Origin of the sequence: Streptomyces abyssomicinicus (genome assembly GCF_008974245.1) — a bacterium.
Taxonomy (GTDB): domain Bacteria; phylum Actinomycetota; class Actinomycetes; order Streptomycetales; family Streptomycetaceae; genus Streptomyces; species Streptomyces abyssomicinicus.
The window spans coordinates 340,387-367,217 of record NZ_BBZI01000010.1 but is presented as its reverse complement, the minus strand read 5'-3'; the positions used below and the strand labels follow the sequence as shown (position 1 = coordinate 367,217).

The 26,831-nt window shown below is 74.2% G+C and carries 19 protein-coding genes and 2 riboswitches; of the genes, 11 read left to right on the top strand and 8 right to left on the bottom strand.

Annotated elements, in window-relative coordinates; genetic code table 11:
• Positions 1-69: 69 nt before the first annotated feature.
• A complete protein-coding gene (locus tag GBN72_RS24820; protein ID WP_164540849.1) occupies positions 70-2,475 on the bottom strand; it encodes an ATP-binding cassette domain-containing protein in 2,406 nt (801 codons plus the stop codon).
• A gap of 312 nt (positions 2,476-2,787) precedes the next feature.
• Between GBN72_RS24820 and GBN72_RS24815 the strand changes: the two genes are divergently transcribed.
• From GBN72_RS24815 to GBN72_RS24790, 6 genes are all read left to right on the top strand, one after another.
• Positions 2,788-5,070: an endonuclease gene (locus GBN72_RS24815; RefSeq protein ID WP_151774103.1), complete on the top strand. Its 2,283-nt coding sequence runs from the start codon at positions 2,788-2,790 to the stop codon at positions 5,068-5,070.
• Positions 5,071-5,173: 103 nt separating this feature from the next.
• Positions 5,174-6,268: a hypothetical protein gene (locus GBN72_RS24810; RefSeq protein ID WP_151774102.1), complete on the top strand. Its 1,095-nt coding sequence runs from the start codon at positions 5,174-5,176 to the stop codon at positions 6,266-6,268.
• 85 nt (positions 6,269-6,353) lie between these two features.
• Entirely contained in the window at positions 6,354-6,809 is a 456-nt protein-coding gene (locus tag GBN72_RS36100; protein WP_164540847.1) for a peptidoglycan-binding protein, read from the top strand.
• A gap of 210 nt (positions 6,810-7,019) precedes the next feature.
• Complete coding sequence (locus GBN72_RS24800) at positions 7,020-8,570, top strand: S8 family serine peptidase (protein ID WP_151774100.1); 1,551 nt, start codon at positions 7,020-7,022, stop codon at positions 8,568-8,570.
• Positions 8,567-8,902 carry a hypothetical protein gene (locus GBN72_RS24795; protein WP_151774099.1) on the top strand — a complete coding sequence of 112 codons (336 nt, stop codon included), beginning with the start codon at positions 8,567-8,569 and terminating at the stop codon, positions 8,900-8,902. Before GBN72_RS24800 ends, GBN72_RS24795 begins: the two co-directional genes overlap by 4 nt.
• Positions 8,903-8,905: 3 nt before the next feature.
• Positions 8,906-9,979 carry a M14 family metallopeptidase gene (locus tag GBN72_RS24790; RefSeq protein WP_151774098.1) on the top strand — a complete coding sequence of 358 codons (1,074 nt, stop codon included), beginning with the start codon at positions 8,906-8,908 and terminating at the stop codon, positions 9,977-9,979.
• 28 nt (positions 9,980-10,007) lie between these two features.
• On the opposite strand, the gene GBN72_RS24785 is transcribed toward GBN72_RS24790, so the two are convergent.
• Positions 10,008-10,802 (bottom strand): crotonase/enoyl-CoA hydratase family protein, encoded by a 795-nt coding sequence (locus tag GBN72_RS24785; protein WP_151774097.1) that lies wholly within the window; start codon positions 10,800-10,802, stop codon positions 10,008-10,010.
• A gap of 81 nt (positions 10,803-10,883) precedes the next feature.
• Positions 10,884-11,507 (bottom strand): histidine phosphatase family protein, encoded by a 624-nt coding sequence (locus tag GBN72_RS24780; protein ID WP_151774096.1) that lies wholly within the window; start codon positions 11,505-11,507, stop codon positions 10,884-10,886.
• Between the two features lie 296 nt (positions 11,508-11,803).
• Here GBN72_RS24780 and GBN72_RS24775 point away from each other — a divergent pair, with 296 nt between their 5' ends.
• From GBN72_RS24775 to GBN72_RS24755, 5 genes are all read left to right on the top strand, one after another.
• A complete protein-coding gene (locus tag GBN72_RS24775) occupies positions 11,804-13,222 on the top strand; it encodes a condensation domain-containing protein (RefSeq protein ID WP_151774095.1) in 1,419 nt (472 codons plus the stop codon).
• Between the two features lie 23 nt (positions 13,223-13,245).
• Positions 13,246-13,361: riboswitch (cobalamin riboswitch) on the top strand.
• Positions 13,362-13,403: 42 nt separating this feature from the next.
• Positions 13,404-16,988 (top strand): cobaltochelatase subunit CobN, encoded by a 3,585-nt coding sequence (gene cobN / locus GBN72_RS24770; protein WP_218042083.1) that lies wholly within the window; start codon positions 13,404-13,406, stop codon positions 16,986-16,988.
• A complete protein-coding gene (gene cobF / locus GBN72_RS24765; RefSeq protein WP_218042074.1) occupies positions 16,985-17,752 on the top strand; it encodes a precorrin-6A synthase (deacetylating) in 768 nt (255 codons plus the stop codon). Before cobN ends, cobF begins: the two co-directional genes overlap by 4 nt.
• Positions 17,749-19,230 (top strand): cobyric acid synthase, encoded by a 1,482-nt coding sequence (locus GBN72_RS24760; RefSeq protein WP_151774093.1) that lies wholly within the window; start codon positions 17,749-17,751, stop codon positions 19,228-19,230. The genes cobF and GBN72_RS24760 overlap by 4 nt, the downstream gene beginning before the upstream one ends.
• Positions 19,227-19,955, top strand: a complete 729-nt coding sequence (locus GBN72_RS24755; protein ID WP_151774092.1) for a cobalt-precorrin-6A reductase — start codon at positions 19,227-19,229, stop codon at positions 19,953-19,955. Before GBN72_RS24760 ends, GBN72_RS24755 begins: the two co-directional genes overlap by 4 nt.
• Before the next feature lie 27 nt (positions 19,956-19,982).
• Here GBN72_RS24755 and GBN72_RS24750 read toward each other — a convergent pair whose 3' ends face one another.
• Genes GBN72_RS24750 through GBN72_RS24730 form a run of 5 tightly spaced genes read right to left on the bottom strand, consistent with a single transcriptional unit; the run spans position 19,983 to position 26,647 of the window.
• Positions 19,983-20,360: a cupin domain-containing protein gene (locus GBN72_RS24750; RefSeq protein ID WP_151774091.1), complete on the bottom strand. Its 378-nt coding sequence runs from the start codon at positions 20,358-20,360 to the stop codon at positions 19,983-19,985.
• 11 nt (positions 20,361-20,371) lie between these two features.
• Positions 20,372-21,328: a cobalamin biosynthesis protein gene (locus GBN72_RS24745; protein ID WP_151774090.1), complete on the bottom strand. Its 957-nt coding sequence runs from the start codon at positions 21,326-21,328 to the stop codon at positions 20,372-20,374.
• Positions 21,313-23,835 (bottom strand): bifunctional hydrogenobyrinic acid a,c-diamide synthase/histidinol phosphate aminotransferase CobBC, encoded by a 2,523-nt coding sequence (cobBC, locus tag GBN72_RS36095; RefSeq protein WP_218042073.1) that lies wholly within the window; start codon positions 23,833-23,835, stop codon positions 21,313-21,315. Before cobBC ends, GBN72_RS24745 begins: the two co-directional genes overlap by 16 nt.
• Complete coding sequence (gene cobO, locus GBN72_RS24735; protein ID WP_151774089.1) at positions 23,829-24,443, bottom strand: cob(I)yrinic acid a,c-diamide adenosyltransferase; 615 nt, start codon at positions 24,441-24,443, stop codon at positions 23,829-23,831. Before cobO ends, cobBC begins: the two co-directional genes overlap by 7 nt.
• Positions 24,443-26,647: a VWA domain-containing protein gene (locus GBN72_RS24730; RefSeq protein ID WP_174887193.1), complete on the bottom strand. Its 2,205-nt coding sequence runs from the start codon at positions 26,645-26,647 to the stop codon at positions 24,443-24,445. The genes cobO and GBN72_RS24730 overlap by 1 nt, the downstream gene beginning before the upstream one ends.
• A gap of 27 nt (positions 26,648-26,674) precedes the next feature.
• Positions 26,675-26,816, bottom strand: a riboswitch (cobalamin riboswitch).
• Between the last annotated feature and the right edge of the window lie 15 nt (positions 26,817-26,831).

The following is a 26,831-nucleotide window of genomic DNA, read 5'->3' as shown; positions in this document are numbered from 1 at the left end:
AGCGGCAAGCACCGCGTCCCCCGGCGGTTCCGCACCCGTCAAGGACGGTGCGGAACCGCCGGGCGCGGATCAGGGCGCGGCGTAGGCGGCCAGGTGCTCGGCGGTGAGGGTGGAGGCCTTGCCGACCAGGTCGGCGGGGGTCCCCTCGAAGACGACGCCGCCGCCCTCCCGGCCCGCGCCCGGGCCGAGGTCGATGATCCAGTCGGCGTGTGCCATGACCGCGAGATGGTGCTCCACGACGACGACCGACTTGCCCGAGTCCACGAGCCGGTCGAGAAGGGTCAGCAGCTGCTCCACGTCGGCGAGGTGGAGGCCGGTGGTGGGTTCGTCGAGGACGTAGACGCCTCCCGGCTCGCCCATGTGCGTGGCCAGTTTGAGGCGCTGCCGCTCTCCGCCGGAGAGGGTCGTCAAGGGCTGGCCGAGGGTGAGGTAGCCCAGACCGACGTCGTCGAGCCGGGTGAGGACCCGGTGGGCGGCGGGCGTGCGGGCCTCGCCGTCGGCGAAGAACTCCAGCGCCTCGGACACCGGCATGGCGAGGACCTCGCTGATGTCCCGGCCGCCCAGGCGGTACTCGAGGACGGCTGGCTGGAACCGCTTGCCCTCGCAGTCCTCGCACGGCGTGGCGACGCCCGCCATCATCGCCAGGTCGGTGTAGACCACGCCGGCCCCGTTGCAGCCGGGGCAGGCGCCCTCGGAGTTGGCGCTGAACAGTGCGGGCTTGACGCCGTTGGCCTTGGCGAACGCCTTGCGGATCGGCTCCAGGAGACCCGTGTAGGTGGCGGGGTTGCTGCGCCGTGAACCTCGGATCGCGCCCTGGCCGACGGAGACCACCCCCACGTCGGCACCGAGAGGGGTACCGACCAGCGAGCCGTGGACGAGGGAACTCTTGCCGGAGCCGGCGACGCCCGTGACGACGACCAGGACACCGAGCGGGATGTCGACGTCGACGTCCCGCAGGTTGTGCGTCCCGGCCCCGCGGATCTCCAGCCGGCCCGTGGGGGTGCGCACCTCGTCCTTGACCGGGGTGCGGTCCTCGAGGTGGCGTCCGGTGACGGTGCCGGCCGCGCGCAGCCCTTCCACCGTGCCCTCGAAGCAGACGGTGCCGCCACCCGTGCCCGCGCCCGGGCCCAGGTCGACGACGTGGTCGGCGATCGCGATCGTCTGCGGCTTGTGCTCGACGACCAGGACGGTGTTGCCCTTGTCGCGCAGGCGCAGCAGGAGGTTGTTGACCCGCTGGATGTCGTGGGGGTGCAGGCCGACGGTGGGCTCGTCGAAGACGTAGGTGACGTCGGTGAGGCTGGAGCCGAGGTGGCGGATCATCTTCACGCGCTGGGCCTCGCCGCCCGACAGGCTGCCGGTGGGGCGCTCCAGGGAGAGGTAGCCGAGGCCGATCCCGACGAAGGAGTCGAGGACCCCGCGGAGTGAGGTGAGCAGGGGGGCCACGGCAGGCTCGTCGAGCCCGGCGGCCCACGCGGCGAGCTCGCTGATCTCCATGGCGCAGAGTTCGGCGATGTTCCGGCCGCGGATGCGGGAGGAGCGCGCGGTCTCGTTCAGACGGGTGCCGTCGCATTCGGGGCAGCTCACGAAGGTGACCGCGCGGTCCACGAACTCGCGGATGTGCGGCTGCATCGCGTCGCGGTCCTTGGAGAGGATCGACTTGCGGAGCTTGGGGATCAGGCCCTCGTAGGTGAGGTTGGCGCCTTCGACCTTGATCTTGACGGGTTCGTGGTGGAGGAAGTCCTCCATCTCCTTCTCGGTGAACTCGCGGATGGGCTTGTCCGGGTCGAGGAAGCCCGAGGCCGCGTAGATCCTGACCGTCCACCAGCTGTCGGACTTCCAGCCCGGGATGGTGAAGGCTCCCTCGGCGATCGACTTGGAGTCGTCGTAGAGCTGGGTGAGGTCGATGTCGGAGACGGTGCCGCGGCCCTCGCAGCGGGGGCACATGCCGCCGCTGCGGGAGAAGGTCTGCTTCACGGTCTTGCCGGCTCCCCGCTCGACGGTGATCGCGCCGGCGGCGCGCACCGAGGGGGTGTTGAAGGAGAAGGCACTCGGAGGACCGATGTGGGGATCGCCGAGCCGGCTGAAGAGGATGCGCAGCAGGGCGTTGACGTCGGTGACCGTGCCGACGGTGGAGCGGGGGTCCGCGGCGATGCGCTCCTGGTCGACGACGATCGCGGTCGTCAGCCCTTCGAGGACGTCGACGTCGGGGCGGGCGAGGGTGGGCATGAAGCCCTGGACGAACGCGCTGTACGTCTCGTTGATCAGCCGCTGGGATTCCGCGGCGATGGTCTCGAAGACCAGGGAGCTCTTGCCGGAGCCGGAGACGCCGGTGAAGACCGTGAGGCTGCGTTTGGGGATGTCGACGCTGACGTCACGGAGGTTGTTGACCCGGGCGCCGTGTACGCGGATCACGTCATGAGGGGCGGGGACCGGTGTCTGCGGTCCGTTCGGGGCCGGGGGTGCGGCTTTGCTCACGACAGGCTCCAGTGCGGGAGAGGGGCGGGTCGGTCCGGGTGTCCGGGGCGGCCTGGGGCGCGCACGCGGTGGCTGCCGGCAGGGCGGCGCCGGCCGCGTGCTCACTCCCATGCCGACCACCGGCAACAGTAGACGCCGCCACCGACAACGTCCCGGGTTCGCCCGCGCGTGATCTTGTCGCGGCCGGGGAGGCGGTGGCCGTCCGGCCGGTGCTGCGGCTCCCGCGCGGCCGGTCTGCGGCCGCGGAGAGGCGTCCGTCCCGCTCGCGGACCACAATGGAGGGAGGGGAACCCACAGGACGAAGGTAAGTCCATGGTCACCAAGGAACACGTCTCCCCGGCCACGGCCGCGTACGCGCTCCAGCTGGAACAGGCGGGGCAGCGGTTCGCGGAGCGCACCGCGCGGCGGGAGGCGAACCGCCGCACCGTCGCCGACCGGGGTGTGCTGTACGCGGACGATCCCGGGCGGGTGCAGAAAAGGCTGGCCCGGCTCAACGCGGACTGGTCGCTCGCCGGGTCCGTCGAGCGCGCCCGCACCGATCCCCCGAGCTCGGCGGGCGGCACGCTGCCGCTGGAGCCCGAGGAGTTCGGGACGGACGTGCTCGGTCTGGAGCGTCTGATGGGGCGCAACGACCTCACGGAGGTGGCGTACCTGGAAGGGGGACAGCTGGCCGCCCGGTCCGTCGGCAGGATCACCGTGACCGGGACCTCGGGCCGCAGGCACCACGGCACCGGTTTCATGGTCTCCCCCTCGCTGCTGATCACCAACAACCACGTGCTGCGCGGTCAGGAGGAGGCGGGGCGGGCCGTCGTCGAGTTCAATCTCCAGGCCGGTCTCGACGGCACGCCGCTGGTCCCGGCGGTCTTCCCCCTCGATCCGCAGGGTTTCTTCGTCACGGACGCCGAGCTGGACTTCAGCGTGGTGGCCGTGAGGGACGACGGCGACCGGTCCGCGCCGCTCGAGCGGTTCCACTGGCTCCCGCTGGACGGTGCGCAGGGGAAGGCGATCATCGGGGAGTTCGTGAACATCGTCCAGCACCCCGACGGCGAACCGAAGCAGCTGGCCCTGCGGGAGAACCAGATCGTCGACCTGCTCGACGGTTACGTCCACTACGTCACCGACACCGCGCGCGGTTCGTCCGGCTCGCCGGTCCTCAACGACCAGTGGGAGGTGGTCGCCCTGCACCACTCGGCCGTGCCGAGGACCGACAGCGAGGGACGCCCGCTCACCCTCGACGGCACGCTCTGGCAGCCCTGGATGGGTGAGCACGAGCTGGCCTGGAAGGGCAACGAGGGGGTGCGCGTCAGCCGCATCCTCCAGGCCCTGACCCGCGTCACGCTGAGCGGAACGCCGGCCCGGCTCCGGGACGAGATGCTGCGGCCCTCCGACGGCGGACCGCCGCCCGTGGTCCCCCGCACCGCGCCGGGCGTCGCGGCCGGCGCCGCCCGGCCGGGGACCGGCGACGCGCCGGTGCCGGGTGCGGGCCCCGTCGCGGAGACCGGCGGGGCGACGGCCGGAGCCGCCGCGACGGCTCGGGCGGGGAGCTCTCCGGAGGTCACCGTCCCCCTGCGCGTCACCGTCGACGTGGGGGCCCTCCCGCACGCCTGGCGGTCGGCGGACGGCACCGCGGCGGTCTCCGGCCGGGGACCGGACGCCGAAGCCTTCCCCCTGGTCACGGCGCCGGACGTGCCCACCGGGACCGGGCGGCCCGGCGGGCCGGGGGCGTCGGCCGCCGCACGGGACCTGGACGCGGCCCTGCTGAACCTGCGCCTCGGCCGCGACCGGGTCTACTACGACGAGCCGTCCGACCTGGCGGCCCGCGACTCCTACTACGCCGGCGTGTCCCCCGGCGCGGACGGCGACGCGCTGCGCGAGGAACTGACCCGGCTGCTGGAGGCCACCCACGAGCGGCGCCCCTCCTACCGCCCCTCCCGACTGCTCTACCCGTGGGTCGACCTCCACCCCGACCGGCTGCTGCGCGGCATCTACTCCGGCAAGACCTTCACCCCCGAGGAGCTCATCCGGGCGGACACCGCCGTCGAGGCGGCCCGCCTGAGCCGGCTGCAGGGCTTCCTCGCCCGTGAGACCACGGCCGGTCCCGCCGAGCTGACGGCGGAGCTGGAGGCCCTGGAGGCCTCCCTGCCCTACAACTGCGAGCACGTCGTGCCCCAGTCGTGGTTCGACGAGAAGGAACCCATGCGCGGCGACCTCCACCACCTGTTCGCCTGCGAGCCCGGCTGCAACAGCTTCCGCGGCAACTTCCGGTACCACGACTTCGCCGACTTCCGCGAGGCCGTCCGCCACGACTGCGGCAGGCGCGAGGACGAGGGCTTCGAACCCGCGCACGGCAAGGGCACCGCGGCCCGGGCGACGCTCTACTTCCTCCTGCGGTATCCCGGCCTCGTCGGTGACGCCGAGAAGGAGTTCACGCCGGAGCGGATACCCGTGCTGCTCGCGTGGCACCGCGCGGAACCCCCCACCGTGTACGAACGCCACCGCAACGGTGCGATCGCCGAGGTCCAGGGCAACCGCAACCCGCTCGTCGACCACCCCGACTGGGCGGACCGCGTCCGCTTCGCCCGCGAGCAGCCCTGACCCGTGCGGGAACTGGTCCGGCCCGTGCGGGAACTGGTCCGGACGGCAGAGGCGTAGGGCGCGGTGACGGAACCGGGCGGCGCACCTCGGTGATAGTCGGCACATGTCGAACATCTGGGGAAGGCGGGAAGTCCGGGAGATCTTCAGGCGGGAGAAGGGGCTGTGGGAGCTCAGGGAGGGCCTTTCCTCGCGCATCGGCGAACTCGACGCGCTGCTGCGGGCCGAGCGGGACAGGGGCGGCGCGCAACCCGACCCGGAACGCGAGGCGCTGGTGGCCCGGGCCTTCGAGGAACTGGAGAAGGCGAGGGAGACGCTGCGCCACTCCCATCGGCGCAGGCAGCCGGCGGCACACCTGGCGGTGGCGCAGGCCCACTACGACACAGCCCACTCCCTGATGCTGCGCCTGGTTCCGCTGGAGCGGATCGGGGCCATGCTCCCCGGGCTGCTGGCGTTCGTGCGTGAGCACCTCACGGTGAGCGACGAACGCAGGGTCCAGACCGAACAGATCGCGCTGTCCGTGCTGGCGGGGGGCGCCCTCGACGACGCCCAGCGGCAGATCCTCGTCGACGCCACGAGCGTCGCGCGGCAGGCGCATCTGAAGGAGAACCTGCGGGTGCGGAGCTTCACCCAGATCGTCTACGGGATCTCCGGCGTTCTCGCCGTGGTGGTGGTCCTGGTCGGCGTGGTCGGGGCGCTGGCGCCGAGGATGGTTCCGCTGTGTTTCGAGCCGCAGGGCGTGGGGGTCGTGTGCGCGACGGGGAGCGCTCCCGCGGAGAGCAGGCTGCCCGGGCAGGACGTCGACGACGTGTTCGCCGAGGTGGCGTCCCGCTGGGACTACGCCGTCGTGCTGTTCGTGGGCATGGTGGCGGCGGCCATCGCCGCGGCGGCGTCGTTGCGGCGGATCAGGGGCAGCTCCACGCCGTACAACGTGCCGGTGGCGCTGGCGATGCTGAAGCTGCCGACGGGAGCGCTGACGGCCGTACTGGGTCTCCTCCTCATGCGCGGCGAGTTCGTGCCCGGGCTGCAGTCCCTGGACTCGTCCGCCCAGATCATCGCCTGGGCGGTGATCTTCGGGTATGCGCAGCAATTGTTCACGCGATTCGTCGACACCCAGGCGCAGACCGTGCTGAATTCCGTCGGAGGACCGAGCGCGACACCGGCGAAACAGCCCAAGGAACCGCAGGTCCCGCCGAGCTGAAAGGTTGACCGGGCAATCACGTCTCCCTTCTCCGCCGCCCGCCGGTGGAATTCCGGGAATGCGGGTGGAGAACTACTCTGGGAGTATGACGACACAGCATCTGACGCGACACGACACGTATTACACGGTGCGGCCCGGAGACACTCTCACGGACATCGCGAAGCACTATCACACGACCGTGAAGCAGCTCCAGGTCTGGAACGGCATCCCCAACCCGAACATCATCAAGGTCGGACAGCGGCTCGTCGTCGCGAAGGGCCACTCCCCCGAGAACTACGTCCCGTTCCCCGGCAAGGAATGGTTCGCGAGTGTGCCCAACAGCCCCGTCATCGTGATGATGGGCTACCGGCTGGTCGACGAGGGGTGCAACTGCTACCCCGACGACGTGGAGGGCATCGGACCGCGCTGGGACGAACACCACCGGGACTCCTACGCCATGTGGCAGCGCAAGCTGGGCTTCACCGGCGCGGACGCGAACGGTGTGCCGGGACGCACGTCCTGGGACAAGCTCCGCGTTCCCGTCCCCGTGGAAGGGGGCTGAGGAAAAAGCGACAGGAGGACGCCCGGCCGATATCGCGACCGGGTGTCCGCATTTTGTTGACGCGAGGAAATTTGAAGGCGCAAAGGAATACTTTCCGGGATTCCCGTACCGCGCCGGCCCGGTCCCCGGAATTGCGGGTTTCCCCGGTCAGGAGGAGGCTGGAGGTGAAGGGGTTTCCAGCCTTTATGCCGGTACCGAGGGGCGAGTGAGATGACACGCCAGTACTACCAGCGCGGCCAACTCCTGGAGGCCGAGGAGATCGACGGGGTCGTCGCGGTGAAGGTGAGCGCGGACGCCCCCGGTGGGCCCGCCGGGATCGGCGCGGAACTCGGTACGGTCGCAACGGAGGAGATCCGCGAGACCGGTGTGGAGGAGGACGTCTCCGACGCCTTCGCCCGCGCCAACTGGGTGCTGGTGCGGCCCGCGCCCCACGCCCACGAGGCGTTCGCCACCGGTGAGCCCCTGCCCGGCGCGGAGACGACCGGGACGGTGGTGCGGCGGCCCAACGGCAGGATCGGCATCGCCACCGACGAACTCACCGTCCGCCTGGACCCCGCCCTGTCCGAGGAGGAGGCGGAACGCGAACTGGCGGCCGCCCGTCTGACCACGCTGCACAAGCTCGCCTTCGCCAAGAACCTCTACCAGGTGCGCGCCCCGTCCGGTCTGGACTCCCTCGGCGCCTCGGTCGCGCTGCACGAGAACGACCGCTTCCTCTTCGCCGAACCGGCCTTCGTGGAACACGTCCCCACCCGGCTGCGGCCCACCGGCGCCCGCTACGCCGAGCAGTGGCAGTGGCACAACACCGGCGCCAACGGCGGCGTACCCGACGCCGACGTCCACATCGAGCCCGCGTGGGACCACACCCTGGGGGGCGGGATCCGTGTCGCCGTCATCGACAACGGCTTCGACGCCTCCCACCCGGACCTCGCCGACGGTGTCGACCCCTTGTCGGGCTTCTGGACCGAAGGCGCCGACGGCACCGTCTTCGCCCAGGACACGGCGGGCATGCCGGACAGCGACCACGGCACCTTCTGCGCCGGCATGGTGGGCGGTCGTCTCAGCAACCCCTCCGGAGGGACGGGCGCCGCCCCCGAGTGCGACCTCATGCTGCTCGCCTGCCTGCCCGACCAGGTCGGCACCCAGACGACCCTCGCCCGCGCGATCGCCTACGCGGCCGATCCGTCGGCGGAGACCGGCCCGGCGCAGTCCGGCGACGGCGCGGACATCCTCGTGTGCAGCCTGGGCCCCAACGGAGCGGACTGGGACATCACCACGACCATGGAACTCGCCCTCGAGTTCGCCGCGGCGAACGGCCGCCGGGGCAAGGGGCTGCCCGTCTTCTGGGCCGCCAGCAACGGCCGCAACGTCGACATCGGCAAGGACGAGATCGTCTCGCACCCCGACGTCATCGCCGTGGTGCGCTCCACCAACCAGGACCGCGAGGACCACGCCGCGCGCGGCCCGGAGGTCGAACTGATCGCCCCCGGCGTCAACGTTCTCAGCACCACCTCCGGCGGGGGCTACGGCACCAGCACCGGGACGAGTTTCGCCGCTCCCTGCGCGGCCGGCTGCGCGGCCCTCGCGCTCGCCTCGAAGCCCGGTCTCACCCGCGACCAGCTCCGCGGCATCCTGCACACCACCGCCGACAAGATCGGACCGCCCACAGTCCGTTACGACGCCCACGGTCACAACGACGACTACGGCTTCGGCCGCATCAACACCGCCGACGCCCTCCGCGCAGCGCAGGCGATCCCCTCATGACGGCCACCGGGGAACCTCCGGTCCCCGACGTCATCCGGTGCCACGTGGTGGCCGAGGACGCCGAGGCGCTCCGGCGGTTCGTCCGCGAGACCCGTCCCGACCTCGGGTGCCGCCCCGTCGCGCGTCCCGGGCGCGACGGGGTGGCCACCGAGGTCTACTTCCGGCAGGACCGGCTGGACGCCGCCATGGCGGCCCGGTCCGCCGACCGGGTGACCGTCACCGCCGTCGAGAACGTCACCGAGAACTGGCGGGCACGTGTCGAGGAGGTCGGCACGGGTGACCGCTTCGCCACCCGCGACGCCGTCCCGCACGGACTCGGCCGCAAGGAATGAACCGTGTATCTCAACGCCACGGAGATCGACTCCGCCGTCGGGCGCCTGCACGACGCCTATCCGGAGGTGACGGAGCTCCTCACCGCGTCCCGCCCCACCCATGAGGGCCGCCCGCTGCGACTGCTGCGCGTCGGAACGCCGCACGACGGCGCGAGCCCCGGCATCCTGCTGCTGGGCGGGGTGCACGCCCGCGAGTGGGTGCCGCCGGACGCGCTGGTCTCCCTCGCCGCCGACCTGCTCGAGGCGTGGCACAGGGGCACCGGGCTGGGCTACGGCTCGGCGGTCTTCACCGCCGCCCAGGTGAGGAGCGTGGTGGAGGGCGTGGACCTGTTCGTCTTCCCCTGCGTCAATCCCGACGGCCGGGCCCACAGCCAGACCGCCTCCGCCATGTGGCGCAAGAACCGCCGCCCGGCTCCGCCCGGAGCGACCGATCCGTCCTGCGCGGGCGTCGACCTGAACCGCAACTTCGACTTCCTGTGGGACCACACGGCGAAATTCGCGCCCGACGCCGACGTCCACACCTCCGACCGGCCGTGCGACCCGCAGGTCTACCGCGGGCCGGCGGCCGCCTCCGAGCCGGAGACCCGGTCGGTGGTCGAGGTGCTCGACGGCCGTCCGGGCATCCGGTGGCTGGTGGACGTGCACAGCGCCGTCCCCGTCATCCTCCACCACTGGGGCAGCGACCGGAACCAGACCACCGACCCCGACCAGAACTTCCGCAACCCCGGCCTCGACGCCGTCCGCGGACGTCCCGACGACGGCACGGGCGAGTACATCGCCCCGGACGACCTGCGCACCGCCGTGGACCTCGCCGGCCGCATGAGCGGGGCCGTGCGCGCGGTACGCGGCGGCGAGTACGGCGTCGAGCCGTCCTACGGCCTGTACCCGACCTCGGGCACCAGTGACGACTACGCCTACAGCCGCCACCTCTCCCGTCCCGGCGCCTCCAAGGTGTTCGGCTGGACCATCGAGTGCGGCACGACCTTCCAGCCGGCCGTCGAGGAGGCCGGACAGGTCGTCCGCGAGGTGTGCGCCGCACTCCTCGCCCTGGCCCTCGCAGTGCCGCGCACGCCCTGAGGCACCGGGCGCGCGGGTGGTGGGCCGGTCACCCGGGGTGGGGCCCCTCCCCCGGGAAACGGCCGTGCCGGCCGGCTCCCGCGGCGAAGCGGGCGGCCCCGGCCACCCCCTCGCGCTCCACGACGGGCGCCCCGGCCGCGCCTTCCGCCCGCAGTGCCTCCGCGAGGGGCAGGTCCAGGCCCGCGTAGACGGAGGCCCGGTCGGTCAGCACGCACAGGGACGGGAACCCGGCGATGGCTCGGGCGAGTTCACGCGCCACCGCGACGGCCCGGCCCGGTTCCGCCAGGCGGTTGGCCAGGCCCATGTCCAGGGCCTCGGCGGCGCCGACGGGGCGTCCGGTGAGGATCAGGTCCAGGGCGCGGCCGAGGCCGACGATCCTCGGCAGGCGGACGGTCCCGCCGTCGATCAGCGGCACGCCCCAGCGCCGGCAGAAGACGCCCATGACGGCGTCACGCTCGACGACCCGGAGGTCGGCCAGCAGGGCCAGTTCGAGGCCGCCCGCCACCGCGTGTCCGGCCACGGCGGCGACCAGCGGCTTGGTCAGGTGCCCGCGCGTGGGGCCCATGGGGCCCGGCGCCGCGCCGTCCGGGGTGAGCTCGTTGCGGCGGCCCGGATCGCCGACGGCGGTGAGGTCGGCCCCCGCGCAGAAGGTGCCGCCCGCGCCGGCCAGGACCGCCACCCGCAGCTGCGGATCGGCTTCGAACCGCTCGAAGGCGGCGACGAGTTGTCCGGCCATGGCCCGGTCGACGGCGTTCCGGCGTTCGGGCCGGTCGAGCCAGATGGTGGCGACGGCGCCTTCGATGTCGAACCGTACGTCGGACACGGTCACCTCCACGATCGCGCATCGGACGGCCGGAGCCTCTCCGGCGCCGCGCGACCGGGTCCTTCCCGGCCCGGGCGGCCGTCAGACATGGAGTTCGGGCGGCAGGCCCGTCCAGCGCAGCGATTCGGGCAGGTGGCGGGTGTCGTTGTAGGTGAGGAGGGCCGGGGGCCGGTCCGGCGTGTAGCGGATGACGGTGAGGCCCGCGTTGGCGTGGTTCAGACCGATCCAGCGGCTGGGCGGGGCGTCCAGGGCGGCGCGGACCAGCCAGCCGATCAGGAAGTTGTGGGTGATCACCAGGTCGTGGCGGACGGTGTCCTGGTGTGCCGGGCCGGTGAAGCGGACCAGTGCCTCTCGGGCGAGTCCCGGGCCCCGCTCGCGCTCGGGGGCGGGGAAGGAGGCCAGCACGTCGAGGGTCCTGTCCGCCGAGGCCGGATGGAGCTCCGCACGGGCGGGGAGGTGGGGGATGTAGTCCCCCGCCGGATCGCACGGGTGGGCGCTCACCTCACCGAGCCGGGCGGTGACGAGGGCCGCGGTCTCGGCGGTGCGGGGCAGCGGGCCGTGATGGACCGCGGTGAACGGGACGCCGCGCAGACGTTCGCCGAGGAGGGTGGCCTGGCGGCGGCCGCGCTCGGTTAGCGAGGTCTCCTCCGCGTCGGCCTCGCCGTGGCGCGTGACGTAGAGGAAGCGGTCGGAGAGGGTGGACAAGCGGTGGCTCCTGCGGTTCTCGGGAGGCGGGCCCGCCTCGAACTTCCGTGCCGTCCGCCGGTCTTGGCGGCAAGGGTGAGCGACGCGCCCGCCGTCGCCGTGGTTCCGGCCCTCGCCGGACCCGTTTCCTCGCTCTGAGCCGTCTCGTTGGACATGCGTTGAACAAGCCCGGGCGGATGAGGCTTTGTGGGCGGTCGGCGGGAACGAGGGCTCGTGTTCGCCGTCGGGGGCCGGGCCGGTGCAGGGACCGGCGAATGGTTCCTTCCTCTCCGCCCCCTACGAAGGGATACGCCCCGGTGCGAGTGACCGACATCCAGCGATGCGACGTGCGTCCCGGACTGCTCGTCGAGTGGACGCTCAGTCCGGAGACCGTCGAGGCGGCCGCGGGCCTGCCGGAGGACTCCCGGCCGCCGGCGTACGTGCAGGAGTCGCACATCAGGACGGCCCGGTCGGTGCGGGAGGACGGCCTGTTCGTGCCCACGTGGGTCGGCGCGGCCTTCGACGTCCCCGGGAGCGTCGACCTCGATGCGCTGCAACAGGCGCTGCACCGCTGGACGTTGCGGCACGAGACGCTGCGCAGCGGGTTCCGCTGGGACCGGGGGACGATGCGGCGGTTCACGCTGGACGCCGGTGCGGTGCGGCTACGCCGTGAGGTGGTGGGCGAGTTCACCGGGGCGCGGGAGCTGGTCGACCACCTCCAGGACCGGTTCGACGTCGCCGCGGACGCGTTGGACTGGCCGAACTTCATCTACGCGGCGGTGGTCCGCGAGGACTGCACCAGTGTGTACATGGCCTTCGACCACAGCAACGTGGACGCGTACTCGCTGCACCGGATCCCGGCCGAGGTGTGGGAGTTCTACGCGGCCGCCGTCGACGGGCGGACGGTGGCGCAGCCGCCCGCGGGCAGCTACGTCGACTTCTGCGAGGCGGAGCGGGCGGACGCGGACCGGGTGGACGACGGCCACGGGATCGTGGCGCGCTGGCGGGAGTTCGTGGCCCGGTGCGACGGGCGGTTGCCCAACTTCCCGGTCGACCTCGGGCTGGACGCGGAGGGCAAGCTGCCGACGCAGAAGCTGATGCAGGACATGCTGTCGGACGCCGGGGAGGCGGCGGGCTTCGAGGCGTTCTGCCGTCCGTTCGGGGGCAGCCTGGTGGGCGTACTGGCGGCCACCGCGGTGATCGTGCGGGAGATCTCGGGCACGCCGGTGTACCGGACGGTGGTGCCGTTCCACACCCGGGCGAAGTCGCAGTGGCAGGACTCGGTGGGCTGGTACGTGGGCGGGGTGCCGATCGAGGTCGACCTGTCGGACGGGGCCGGCTTCGAGGAGGCGCTGCGGCGGGTGCGCGCGGCGCTGCGGGAGAACCGGCGGCTGGCGCGGATGCCGATCGCCCGGGTGCTGCACCTGCTGGGCTCGGAGTTCCGTCCGCGCTCGCCCGACCTGTACTCGATCGTGTCGTTCGTCGACGGCCGTCCGGTGCCCGGCTCCGGGCGGTGGGACGAGCTGCACGCCTACGGGCTCCTGCGGGTCTCCTACGGGGACCAGGTGTGCGTGTGGGTCAGCCGGGTGCACGAGGGACTGCAGTTCGCCGCGCGGTACCCGGACACCGGGCCCGCGCTGCGGAACATGGAGGCGTACCTGCGGCGGCTCCGGGAGATCGTCTCGGAGGTGGCCGCGGCCGCGGGCGCGGTGCCCGGGACGGGGGCCCCGGTGTGAGCGGGGGCGTCGCCCGGTTAGGGTGAGGGCCCACTGCTCGTGGTGCAGGAACCCGGTGCGAGTCCGGGGCGGTTCCGCCACTGTGTCGTTCCCCCGTTCGGGGACGCAGCCAGACACTGACCACGGGTCGTCCGACCGTCGTACGGGGCGAGAACCCCGAGGGAGGAACACGGCCTTGACCGTGCCTGTAGCGCTGCTGTCCACGTCCGACACCGATCTGCTCTCCGCGCGGGCCAGTGGCGCCGCCTATGCGTGGGCGAATCCGTCCCGGGCCTCCGACGAGGAACTCTCCGCCGCCGTGGAGGGCGCCGCCCTGGTGGTGGTGAGGCTGCTCGGTTCTCCGCAGGACCTGTGGCCGGGACTCGATGCCGTCCGCGAGCGGGGGACGCCGCTGGTCGTGCTGGGCGGCGAGCTCCAGCCGAGCGCCGAGCTGATGGAGCACTCGACGGTGCCCGTCGGGGTGGCCGCCGACGCGCACCGGTATCTCGCGGAGGGCGGCCCGGCGAACCTGCGGCGGCTGCACGCCTTCCTCTCCGACACCGTGCTGCTCACCGGCGAGGGCTTCGAGCCGCCGGAGGCGGTGCCGCTGTGGGGGTTCGCCGAGCGGGAGGTACCGGCGGACGAGGGCCTGCCCCGGGTGGGGATCCTCTACTACCGGGCGCACGAGGCGGGCGGCAACGCGGCGTTCGCGCACGCGCTGGCCGACGCGGTGGACGCCACCGGCCGGGGCGTGGGCGTGCCGGTGTTCGCGGGCTCGCTGCGGTCGGCGCCGGACGACCTGTACGAGGCGCTGGGCGCCTTCGACGCGCTGGTGGTGACGGTCCTGGCGGCCGGCGGGAGCGTGCCGGCCTCCGCGAGCGCCGGCGGCGACGACGAGGCGTGGGACGTCGAGCGGATGGCCGCCCTGGACGTGCCGGTCCTTCAGGGACTGTGCCTGACCAGTTCGCGGGCCGAGTGGGAGGAGTCGGAGGACGGCGTCACGCCGCTGGACTCCGCGAGCCAGATCGCCATCCCGGAGTTCGACGGGCGGATCATCACGGTGCCGTTCTCCTTCAAGGAGATCGACCGCGACGGTCTGCCGCGCTACATGGCCGACGCCGAGCGGTGCGCCCGGCTGGCGGGCATCGCGGTCAACCACGCCCGGCTGCGGCACGTTCCCCCCGCGCGGAAGCGGATCGCGGTGGTGCTGTCGGCGTACCCGACCAAGCACTCCCGCATCGGCAACGCGGTCGGGCTGGACACCCCGCGCTCGGCGGTGCGGCTGCTGCGGCGGCTGCGCGCGGAGGGTTACGACCTGGGGGCGCCCGGCGACCTGCCCGGGCTGGATCTGCCCGACGACCAGGAGGCGGGCGACGCGCTGATCCACGCGGTGATCGCGGCGGGCGGGCAGGACGAGGAGTGGCTGACCTCCGGCCAGCTCACCGACGCCCATGTGCGGATCACGGCCGAGGAGTACGCGGCGTGGACGGCGGACGTGCCGGCCGGCCTGCGGGACGCGATGAGCGAGGCGTGGGGTCCGGCCCCGGGCCGGCTCTTCGTGAACGACGCCGGGGAGATCGTGCTGGCCGCGCTGCGCGCGGGCAACGTGGTGGTGCTGGTGCAGCCGCCGCGGGGCTTCGGGGAGAACCCGGTGGCGATCTACCACGACCCGTCGCTGCCGCCGAGCCACCACTACCTGGCCGCCTACCGCTGGCTGGAGAACGGCTTCGGCGCGGACGCCGTCGTCCACCTGGGCAAGCACGGCTCGCTGGAGTGGCTGCCGGGCAAGAACGCCGCGCTGTCCGCGGCCTGTGCCACCGACGCGGCGCTGGGCTCGATGCCGCTGGTGTACCCGTTCCTGGTGAACGACCCCGGCGAGGGAGCCCAGGCCAAGCGCCGGGCGCACGCCACGGTGGTCGACCACCTGATCCCGCCGATGGCCCGCGCGGAGTCCTACGGCGACATCGCCCGTCTGGAACAGTTGCTGGACGAGCACGCCAACATCGCCTCGATGGACCCGGCCAAGCTGCCCGCGGTCCGGGGCGAGATCTGGTCGCTGCTGCGGGCGGCGGAGCTCCACCGCGACCTCGGTCTCGAACAGCGGCCGGAGGACGAGGAGTTCGACGACTTCCTGCTCCATGTCGACGGCTGGCTCTGCGAGATCAAGGACGCGCAGATCCGCGACGGTCTGCACGTGCTGGGCGAGGCGCCGGCGGGCGAGGCGCGGGTGAACCTGGTGCTGGCGATCCTGCGGGCGGCCCAGGTGTGGGGCGGTGTCGGGGGTGCCGTGCCGGGCCTGCGGAAGGCGCTGGGGCTGAAGGACGACGAGCGGCTGGACACGGTCGACGGCGTCGAGGCGCGGGCCCGGGAGCTGGTGGAGCGGATGGAGGCGGCGGACTGGGATCCCGCCGCGGCCGCCGCGCTGCACGACGACGCGGAGGTGCGCCGGGTACTGGAGTTCGCCGCCGGGCAGGTGGTGCCGCGGCTCGCCCGGACGACGGAGGAGCTGGACCACGTGGTCCACGCGCTGGCGGGCGGTTTCGTGCCGGCCGGCCCCTCGGGGTCTCCGCTGCGCGGTCTGGTGAACGTGCTGCCGACCGGCCGGAACTTCTACACGGTGGACCCGCGGGCGGTGCCCTCGCGGCTGGCCTGGCAGACCGGCCAGGCCATGGCCCGGTCCCTGGTGGAGCGGCATCTGGCGGAGACCGGGAGCTACCCGGAGTCGGTCGGCCTGTCGGTGTGGGGGACGTCGGCGATGCGCACCTCCGGCGACGACGTCGCCGAGGTGCTGGCGCTGCTGGGCGTGCGGCCCGAGTGGGACGAGGCGTCCCGGCGGGTGTCGCGCCTGGAGGTGGTGCCCCTGGAGGAGCTGGGGCGCCCCCGGATCGACGTGACGGTGCGGATCTCGGGCTTCTTCCGCGACGCCTTCCCGCACGTGGTGGCGATGCTGGACGACGCGGTGCGGATGGTCGCCGCGCTCGACGAGCCGGAGGAGGGCAACCACGTGCGGGCGCACGCCCGGGCGGACCTGGCGGTGCACGGCGACGAACGCCGCGCGACCACGCGGATCTTCGGGTCGAAGCCCGGCTCCTACGGGGCGGGCATCCTCCAGCTGGTGGAGTCGGGCAGCTGGCGTGACGACCGCGACCTCGCCGAGGTGTACACGGCGTGGGGCGGCTTCGCCTACGGCCGCGGACTGGACGGTGTCCCGGCGGCGGAGGACATGCGCGCCAACTACCGCCGGATCAAGGTGGCGGCGAAGAACATCGACAGCGCCGAACACGACATCGCGGACTCCGACGACTACTTCCAGTACCACGGCGGCATGATCGCCACGGTGCGCGCGCTGACCGGCGTGGACCCGAAGGCGTACGTGGGCGACTCGACGACGCCGGACGCGGTCCGTACCCGGACGCTGGCGGAGGAGACGGCCCGGGTGTTCCGGGCCCGGGTGGTCAACCCCCGCTGGATCGCCGCGATGCGCCGCCACGGGTACAAGGGCGCCTTCGAACTGGCGGCGACCGTCGACTACCTCTTCGGCTTCGACGCCACGGCCGGTGTGGTGCACGACTGGATGTACGAGAAGCTGGCCGCCGAGTACGTCCTGGACGAGCAGACCCAGGAGTTCCTGCGGCGCTCCAACCCGTGGGCGCTGCACGGCATCGTGGAGCGGCTGCACGAGGCGGCGGAGCGGGGCCTGTGGGCCGAGCCGGATCCGGAGACCCTGCGGGCCATGGCCGAGGTGTACCTGGAGGTCGAGGGCGACCTGGAGGATCGGTCCCAGTGAACGGCGCGGTGAACGGCCCGGTGAACGGCGCGGTGAGGGTGCGCGTGCTCGGCATCGGCATGGGGCCGCGCCACCTGACGGCCGAGGTCGTGGAGGCGCTGCGGGGCTGCGACTACGCGGTCGCGGCCCGCAAGGCCGAGGACGACGGGCTGCTGGAGGCGCGGCGCGCGGTGTGCGAGGCGCACGGCGTGGAGCTGGTGGAGGTCCCGGACCCGGAGCGTGACCGCCGCGACCCGAAGGACTACCCGGGGGCGGTGGCGGCCTGGCACGAGGCGCGGGTCGCGGCCTACGAGCGGGTGCTGGCCGCCCGTGGCGGCACCGCGGCGTTCCTGGTGTGGGGCGATCCGTCGCTGTACGACTCCACGGTACGGATCGTGGAGCGGGTCGCGGCACGGGGCGTGGTGCCGGTGGAGTACGACGTGCTGCCGGGGGTGAGCGCCCCGCAGCTGCTGGCGGCGCGGCACCGGATGGTGCTGCACGAGGTGGGGCGGCCGGTGCACGTGACCACGGCCCGCCGGCTGGCCGCCGCGGTGGCGGAGGGTCAGGAGAACATCGTGGTGATGCTGGGCTCCGAGCCGCGGTTCGACGGCCTGGAGGACTGGTCCGTATGGTGGGGCGCCAATCTCGGCACGGACGCCGAGGAGCTGGTGGCCGGGAGGGTCGGTGAGGTGCTGCCCGGCATCGTGCGGGCCAGGGACCGGGCCCGGCGGGCGGCCGGCTGGGTGATGGACGTCTGTCTGCTGAGGAAGGACGCGGCACGATGAGCGGGCTGCTGGTGGCGGGGACCACGTCGGACGCCGGGAAGAGCGTGGTGACGACGGCGCTGTGCCGGGCGTTCGCGCGGCGCGGGGTGCGGGTGGCGCCGTACAAGGCGCAGAACATGTCGAACAACTCGATGGTCTGCCGCGGCCGCGACGGCGTGATGGCCGAGATCGGGCGAGCCCAGTGGGTGCAGGCGGTGGCGGCGCGTGCGGTGCCGGAGCCGGAGATGAATCCGGTGCTGCTGAAGCCGGGCACCGACCGGCGCAGCCATGTGGTGCTGATGGGACAGCCGGCCGGTGAGGTGTCGTCGGCGAACTGGGAGTCGGGCCGCAGGCATCTGGCCGAGGCGGCGCACGCCGCCTTCGACGACCTGGCCGCCCGGTACGACGTGGTGGTGGCCGAGGGGGCGGGCAGCCCCGCCGAGATCAATCTGCGGGCGGGCGACTACGTCAACATGGGGCTGGCCCGGCACGCCGGGCTGCCGGTGGTGGTGGTCGGCGACATCGACCGGGGCGGGGTGTTCGCCTCGATGTACGGCACGGTGGGGCTGCTGGAGCCGGCCGACCAGGCGCTGGTGGCCGGGTTCGTGGTCAACAAGTTCCGCGGTGACGTGGGGCTGCTGCGGCCCGGGCTGGAGGACCTGGAGCGGCTCACGGGACGCCGGGTGTTCGGTGTGCTGCCCTGGGATCCGGGCCTGTGGCTCGACTCGGAGGACGCCCTGGACCTGGAGGGGCGGCGGGCGCGCGGTGACGCGGTGCGGCGGGTGGCGGTGATCCGGCTGCCGCGCGTCAGCAACTTCACGGACGTGGACGCGCTCGGACTGGAACCGGATTTGGACGTGGTGTTCGCGTCGGGGCCCCGGGACCTGTCGGACGCGGACCTGGTGGTGCTGCCGGGGACCCGGTCGACCCTGGCCGACCTGGCGTGGCTGAGGGCGCGGGGGCTGGACCGGGCCGTGGTGGAGCACGCCCGGCGGGGCCGGCCGGTGCTGGGGATCTGCGGGGGGTTCCAGATGCTGGGGCGGGTCGTCGCCGATCCGGAGGGGGTCGAGGCGGAGCCGGGGGCGTCGGCGGAAGGGCTGGGGCTGCTCGACGTACGCACGGACTTCGCGGCGGCGAAGACGCTGCGGTTGCCGGAGGGGACGGCGCTCGGGGCGCCGGCGTCCGGTTACGAGATCCACCACGGGCGGATCACCGTGGGCGGCGGGGCCGAGGAGTTCCTGGGCGGGGCGCGGGCGGGCCACGTGTACGGCACGATGTGGCACGGAAGCCTGGAGGGCGACGCGTTCCGGGAGGCGTTCCTCGCCGAGACGCTGGGGTGCGCGCCGTCGGGGGTCCGGTTCTCCGCCGCGCGGGAGGGCCGGATCGAGGGGCTCGCCGATCTGGCGGAGAAGTACCTCGACGTCGACGCGCTGGCCGCGCTGGCGCGGGACGGGGCGCCGGGCGCGCTGCCGCTGCTGCCGCCCGGAGGTGTGCGGTGAGGCTGCTGCTGCTGGGCGGGACCGCCGAGGCCCGGGAGCTGGCCGCTCTGCTGGTGGACGCCGGGGTGGAGGTGACGACCTCGCTGGCGGGGCGGGTGGCCCGGCCCCGGCTGCCGGTGGGGCAGGTGCGGATCGGCGGTTTCGGTGGCGTGCCCGGGCTGCGGGCGGCGCTGGCCGGCTACGACGCGGTGGTGGACGCGACGCATCCGTTCGCCCGCGGCATGAGCGCCAACGCCGTAGCCGCCTGCGGGAGTTCGGGGATGCCGCTGCTGCGGCTGGAGCGGCCGGGCTGGGATCCGGATCCGGCGTGGACCTACGCCTCCTCGCACGAGGAGGCCGCCGGGCACGCCGCCGGGCTGGGCGGGCGGCCGTTCGTGACGGTGGGACGGCAGGAACTGGCCCGGTTCGTGCCGGCGCTGGGGACACGTGCCGTGCTGGCGCGGGTGGTCGACGTGCCGGACCTCCCGATCCCGCCCGCCTGGCGGCTGCTGACCAGCCGGGGGCCGTACCTGCTGGACGGGGAGCTGGAGGTGTTCCGGGAGCACGGCGCCGACGTGCTGGTGACCAAGGACTCCGGTGGGACGTACACCTGGCCGAAGATGGAGGCGGCGCGGCTGCTCGGCGTTCCGGTGGTGGTGGTCCGGCGGCCCGGGGCGACGGACGGCGTGCCGGTGGTGCACGACGTGGCCGAGGCGTTCGCCTGGGTGCGGAGGGCGGCGGGCTGAGGGCGGCGGGCCGAGGGGCCCCTGCCGTCACTGGTTGCGCGTGGGCGGCACGGCGTAGCCGGGGACGGAGGGCCATCGCACGGTCAGCACCACCGACTCCTCCTCGGCGACCCAGGAGTGGTCGACGCCCTCGCCCCAGACGACGTAGTCGCCCTGCCGCTCCAGCACGACGCTGCGGCCGGGGAACTCCACCCGGAAGCGTCCGCTGACCAGGACCTGCAGCGCGGTGCGCTGCTCGCCGCGCACCCACTGGGCGCGGGTGTCGCCCCGCGGGTGGACGCCCCACTTGATCTCCACGGCTTCGCTGTGCCGCGGGTCGCCCGCGTCCTTGAAGTGCCCGAGCAGCCAGCCCCGGTCCAGGGCCGCGTCCTGCCCGGCGTTGCCCACGTACACGCTGTCGTCCATGGCTGCGGACACTAACAGCCCCGCTCCCCCGGCCTGCCGCGCAAGACCGTCGCGGCCACCGCGGCGGTGACGGCGGCGGCCAGGCCGACGCGGCGGGCCAGGGCGGTCGCCCGGGGGATGTCGGCGGGGCCGGGTGGCGGGCCGTCACCCATGACGGCCCGGTGTTCGACTCCGGAGGCGTACCGGTTGGTGCCGCCGAGGCGGATGCCGAGGGCGCCCGCGAAGGAGGCTTCGACGACGCCCGCGTTGGGGCTGGGGTGGGCGGCGGCGTCACGCCTCCAGGCACGCAGCGGCGCGGCGGGCCCGGCCGGCGAGGTGGCGGCGGTGAGCAGGCCGGCGAGGCGGGAGCCGGGCAGGTTGAGGAGGTCGTCGAGGCGGGCGGAGGCCCAGCCGAAGCGCTCGTGGCGCGGGGTGCGGTGGCCGACCATGGCGTCCAGGGTGTTGGCCGCCCGGTAGGCGAGCAGCCCCGGGACACCGGCCGCGGCTCCCCAGACCAGCGGCGCGACCACGGCGTCGGAGGTGTTCTCGGCGACGGACTCGACCACGGCGCGGGCGACCTGTCCCGCGTCCAGGGTGGTGGTGTCCCGGCCCACCAGGGAACGGAGCCGGGTGCGGGCGGCCGGCAGGTCGGGAACGGAGAGACGGCGGTGGACCGCGGCGGCCTCGCGTTCCAGGGAGCGGCCGCCGAGGACCGCCCAGGTGGCCAGTGCGGTGGCGGCGAGGTGTGCGGCCGGGTGGCGGGCGGCGGCCCGCTCGGCCACCGTCCCGAGGGCCGCCGTGCCGCCGACCAGCAGGAGCGTGTGGGCCACGCCGCGGGCGCGGGAGTCGGCGTGCAGCCGTCGCTCCAGGGTGGCGGCGACGGTTCCGAAGCCGGCCACCGGGTGGTAGCGGCGCGGGTCGCCGAGGAGCCGGTCGGCGGCGTGGCCGAGGAGGAGGCCGGCCGCGCGGGTGCTCATGCGGTGGCGCATGCCCGCACCTCCGTCAGGGCGTCGAGGAAGCGGCGGGTGGTCTCCGGGGGGCGGACCGCCAGGCGGATCCAGGAGCCGTCGAGGCCGGGGAAGGTGTCGGCGCGCCGGACGGCGACGCCGCGTTCCCGGAGCAGACCGTGCACCCCCTTCCCCGGCCGGGCCAGAACGAAGGGCGCGCCGGACGGGACGAACGCCACGCCCTGACGTGCCAGTCCCTCCTGGAGGCACTGCCGCCAGGAGGTGAGCCGCCGGGCTCGCGACAGGGCCTCGGGAAGCGCCTGAGCGGCGGTGCAGGCGACGGTGGCGGCGACGGCCGGGGACGACAGCGACCACGGGGTCTGCTCCCGGGCCAGTTCCCGCACGACGGCCGGGTCGCCGACGACGTATCCGGCCCGGATGCCGGGGATCGACCAGTGCTTGGTGAGGCTGCGGATCACCAGGATCCCTTCGGCCCGGTCGCCGGCCAGGGACTGCGGTTCGCCGGGGACGGCGTCCATGAACGCCTCGTCGACGACCACCAGCCGGCCCGGGCGGCGCAGCGCGCGCAGGGTGGCGGCCGGGTGGAGGACGCCGGTGGGGTTGGTGGGGTTGCCGATGACCACCAGGTCGGCGTCCTCGGGGACGGCGGCCGGGTCGAGGGCGAAGCCGTCCTCGGGCCGGCACAGTACGCAGGTGACGGTGTGTCCGGCCTGTTCCAGGGCGGCGTGGGGTTCGGTGAACTGCGGGTGGACCACGACCGGTCGCCGCCAGGGGCGCAGGCGGGCGATCAGGGTGAAGGCCTCGGCGGCGCCGGCGGTGGGCAGGGCCTCGTCATCCGGCCGGCGGTGGCGGCGGGCGGCCGCGTGGCGGGCGGGCCCGGGGTCGGGGTAGGCCGCCGCGTCGGCGATGCTGCCGTGCAGGGCGCGGTCGAGCCAGTCGGGCCGGTCGCCGGAGTAGACGTTGACGGCGAGGTCGAGGAGTCCGCTGCGGGCCTCGACGTCGCCGTGGTGGCGCAGCGGGTCGGCGGGCGCGGGGGCGGGGGCGATGGTGGACGCGGGGGCGGGGGCGATGGTGGACGCGGTCGTGGGCACGGTGGTGGGCGCGGCGGCGGCCGCCGTGGTGGCCGCCCCGGAGGGCGCGGCGTCCCGGCGGCGCGTGGCGTCGGCGAACCGGGCGGCGATGCGGGGGTGTCCGGCCCAGTGGACGTGCAGGTAGGAGGCGTGCAGGGTCGCGGAGGCGAAGCCCTCGGGACGGCCGTCGATCTCCCAGGCGGGGGTGGCCTCCGAGGCCCCGGGGGTGGTGCGGGTGCGGTGGAACTCGTGCCCGGTGACCCGCTCCCCCGCCCGGGTGAGGAGGGTGTCGCCGGGTGAGACGGCCTGCGGGTAGCGCAGGGTGAGGCGTTCGGTCATCCGGGCGTGGACGGGGAGGGCGCCGGCCATGGGGGCGTCGTCGAGGGTCCGCGCGAGGTAGAGGAGGCCGGCGCACTCGGCGACCGTGGGCATGCCGTCCCGGACGGATTCCCGGATCTCCGCCAGCAGCGGCCTGTTGGCGGCCAGTTCGGCGGCGAACACCTCGGGGAAGCCGCCACCCAGGTAGAGGCCGCGGGTGCCGGAGGGCAGGGCGGGGTCGGTCAGCGGGTCGAACGGGACGACCTCGCAGCCGGCGGCGGTGAGGAGTTCCTCGGTCTCGGTGTAGCGGAAGGTGAAGGCGCGGCCGCCCGCGACGGCGACGACGGGCCGTCCGCCGCCGTGCGGTGCGCCGATCTCCTCCGCCGGGTCCCAGGGCCGGGCGCCGAGCGGGGGCGCGCTGCGCGCCAGGGCGAGGACGGCGTCCAGGTCGACCTGCTGCGCGATGCGTGCGCCGAGCCGCCGGACGGCGAGGGCGGAGTCCGCGCGTTCGGAGGCGGGCACCAGGCCGAGGTGGCGGGAGGGGGCCGCGATCTCGTCGTCACGGGGGACGACGCCGAGCACGGGCAGCCGCAGGGACCGGCGTATCTCGGCGACGTTCCGTTCGGAGCCGGCCTTGTTGAGGATGACGCCGACGACCTCGACGGCCGGGTCGTAGACGGCCATGCCCTCCACCAGCGCGCCGACGGATCGGGACATGCGGGAGACGTCGACGACGAGCACCACGGGGGTCCGGGTGAGGGCGGCGACGTGGGCGGAGGAGGCGAACCCGTCGCCCCCGATCCGTCCGTCGTGCAGGCCCATCACGCCCTCGAGCACCGCGACGTCGGCGCCGTGCGCCCCGTGCAGCAGGAGCGGCTCCACCCGCTTCTCGCCGACCAGGTGGGGGTCGAGGTTGCGGCCGGGGCGGCCGGTGGCGAGGGCGTGGTAGCCGGGGTCGATGTAGTCGGGGCCGGTCTTGTGGCCGCTGACGGTGTGGCCGGCGTCGCGGAGGGCGGCCATCAGGCCGGTGGCGACGGTGGTCTTGCCCTGCCCGGTCATCGGGGCCGCGATCATGATCCGGGGCAGGTTCGCCGGCGTCGGGGCGGGCCGGGACCGGTGCGGGTGGTGGCGTGTCACCATTCGATGCCTCGCTGGCCCTTCTGCCCCGCGTCCATGGGGTGCTTGATCTTGGTCATCTCGGTGACGAGGTCGGCGGCCTCCAGCAGTGCGGGGGCGGCGCGGCGGCCGGTGATCACGACGTGCTGGCGGCCGGGCCGCTCGCGCAGGGTGGTGACGACGTCGTCGACGTCGATCCAGCCCCAGGCGAGGGGGTAGGTGAACTCGTCGAGGACCAGCAGGTCGTACGTCTCGTCGGCCAGGCGGCGCTTGATCTCGGCCCAGCCTTCGACGGCGGCCGCGGCGTGGTCCTCGCCGTCGCCCTGCTTGCGGGTCCAGGACCAGCCGGAGCCCATCTTGTGCCAGTCGACGGGACCGCCCTCGCCGGTCTCCTCGTGGAGCCGGCCGAGGCGTTCGAGGACGGTCTGCTCGCCGATGCGCCACTTGGCGGACTTGACGAACTGGAAGACCCCGATCCGCCAGCCCTGGTTCCAGCCGCGCAGGGCGAGGCCGAAGGCGGCGGTCGACTTGCCCTTGCCGTCGCCGGTGTGGACGACGAGGAGGGGCTTGTTGCGGCGCTGGCGGGTGGTGAGGCCGTCGTTCGGCACGACGGCGGGCTGTCCCTGGGGCATCAGGCGGCCCTCTCTCGGACGGCGGTGCTCAGCGCGTCGGCGCTGACCTCGCGGACGGGCAGGTGGTCGGCGTGCAGGCGGGCGGCCAGGTGCGCGGCCAGGCCGAGGCGCAGGGGTCCGGACTCGCTGTCCACGACGACGGTGCTGACGCCCAGCGAGGCGACCTGGTCGGCGGCGGCCAGCGAGCGGGCGACGGCGTCCTTGCCGCCGGTGGCGCGGCCGTCGGTGACCACCACGAGCAGGGGCCGCAGCCGCGGGTCGCGGCGGCGTTCGCGGGCGACGACGCGGGCGGCCTCCAGCAGCCCCTCGGCGAGGGGTGTGCGGCCGCCGGCCGGAAGGCCGTCGAGGCGGGCGGCGGCGATGTCGACGGAGTGGGTGGGCGGCAGGACCAGTTCGGCGTCCTGGCCGCAGAAGGTGATCATGCCGACCTTGTCGCGGCGGCGGTAGGCGTCGAGGAGGAGGGAGAGGACGGCCGTCTTGACCTGGGTCATGCGTTTGCGCGCCGCCATGGAGCCGGAGGCGTCGACGCAGAACAGGATCAGGTTGGCCTCGCGGCCCTCACGGACGGAGGTGCGCAGGTCCTCCGGGCGCAGCCGCAGCGGGCCGCCGTCGCGGGCGGCTCGGGGGCGGGCGGCCGCGGCGCGGACCGTCTCGGCCAGGTGCAGGGAGCCGCGGGCGCCCCGGCCGGGCAGGGCGGCGCCGATCCGGCGGCCGCGGGTTCCGAGGGCGCGGCTGCGGCGGCCGTCGGCGCCCTCCCCGGTGCCGCGGACGGTGAGGAGGCGGGGGCGGTAGGGGGCGGAGGCCTTGACGGTCGTGCCGGGGGCGGGCCCGGCACGGTACGGCTCGTCGGCCGGGTCGGCGTCGGTGGCGCCCGGTTCGGGTGCGGCGGCCGCCGGGTTCCCGGCCCACGGCCGGGGACCGGCCGCGCCGGACGCCTCGGTGCTCCCGCCGCTCCCCAGTCCGTCGCCGCCCTCCCGTCCGTCGCCTTCCCGGCCTCCGCCCTCCGGACCGCCGCCTTCCGGACCGCCGTCGTCCGGTCCGCGGCCGGGACCGCCTTCGCCGGAACCGCCGTCGGGGCCGTCGGGGCCGTCGCCCGGCCCGTCCGGGTCGTCGTCGTCCGGCTGGCTCGGCGGCGCCCCGTCCGGCGGGTCCGGCGGGTCCGGCGGGAATTCGTCGTCGCCGAGCACCCGGTCGAGCAGGTCCTCGTCGAGCCCCGGCGCGTCGAAGGGGTTGCGCCGCCGGCGGTGCGGCAGGGAGAGCCTGGCGGCGCGGCGGACGTCGTCGCGGGTGACGGTGGTGCGGCCGGCCCAGGCGGCGTGGGCGACGGCGGTGCGCGCGGTGACGATGTCGGCGCGCAGCCCGTCCACGTCGAACGCGGCGCATATCTCGGCGATCTTGTGCAGGGCGGCGTCCGGGAGCCAAACCTCGCCCAGGCGCGAGCGGGCGGCGGCGATGCGGGCGGCGAGGGCCTCCTCCGCCGGGCGGTGGCGGGCGGCGAAGCCGGCCGGGTCGGCGTCGTAGGCCATGCGGCGGCGTACCACCTCGGCGCGCGGGGCGGGGTCCCGGGGCGCGGCGACCTCGACGGTGAGGCCGAACCGGTCGAGGAGCTGCGGGCGGAGTTCGCCCTCCTCGGGGTTCATGGTGCCGACCAGCAGGAACCGGGCGGCGTGCTCCATGGAGAACCCGTCGCGTTCCACGGTGACCCGGCCGGTGGCCGCGGCGTCGAGGAGCAGGTCGACGAGGTGGTCGGGGAGGAGGTTGACCTCGTCGGCGTAGAGGATGCCGCGGTGGGCGCGGGCCAGCAGTCCGGGCTCGTAGGCCACCTTGCCGTGGGTGAGGGCCTGTTCGAGGTGGAGGGAGCCGAGGACGCGGTCCTCGGTGGCGCCGACGGGGAGCTCGATGAGGCGGACCGGGCGGCTTTCCACGGGCGTCCCGGGCCCGAACGGCCCGTCCGGGGACGGGTCGTCGGGGTCGGCGGGGTCGGCGGAGAAGCGGTCCGCGGGGTGGACGTCCACAGGCGGCAGCAGGGCGGCCAGCGCGCGGGCGGCGGTGGACTTGGCGGTGCCCTTCTCGCCGCGGACGAGGACGCCGCCGATCTCCGGCGAGATGCCGGTCAGGACCAGGGAGAGGCCGAGGTCGTCAAGGTCGCCGGCGTCGCAGCCGACGATCGCGGAAAAGGGGTAGTGCGAACGCACCAATGGCATGTGAGGCTCCCGCTCGTATCGCCATCCGTAAGGGGCGGGCGCGAGGCCGGTCTTCGGACTTGCCGAGTCCTCGTGAGCGAGGCTCGGTTCACCGCAGCGGGCCTGTGCCGGAATCTCACCGGGCTTCCCAGATTCTCCCCGCGGGCCGTCCTCACCGTTTCCGATGGCTGGGCCGTGGGGGCAC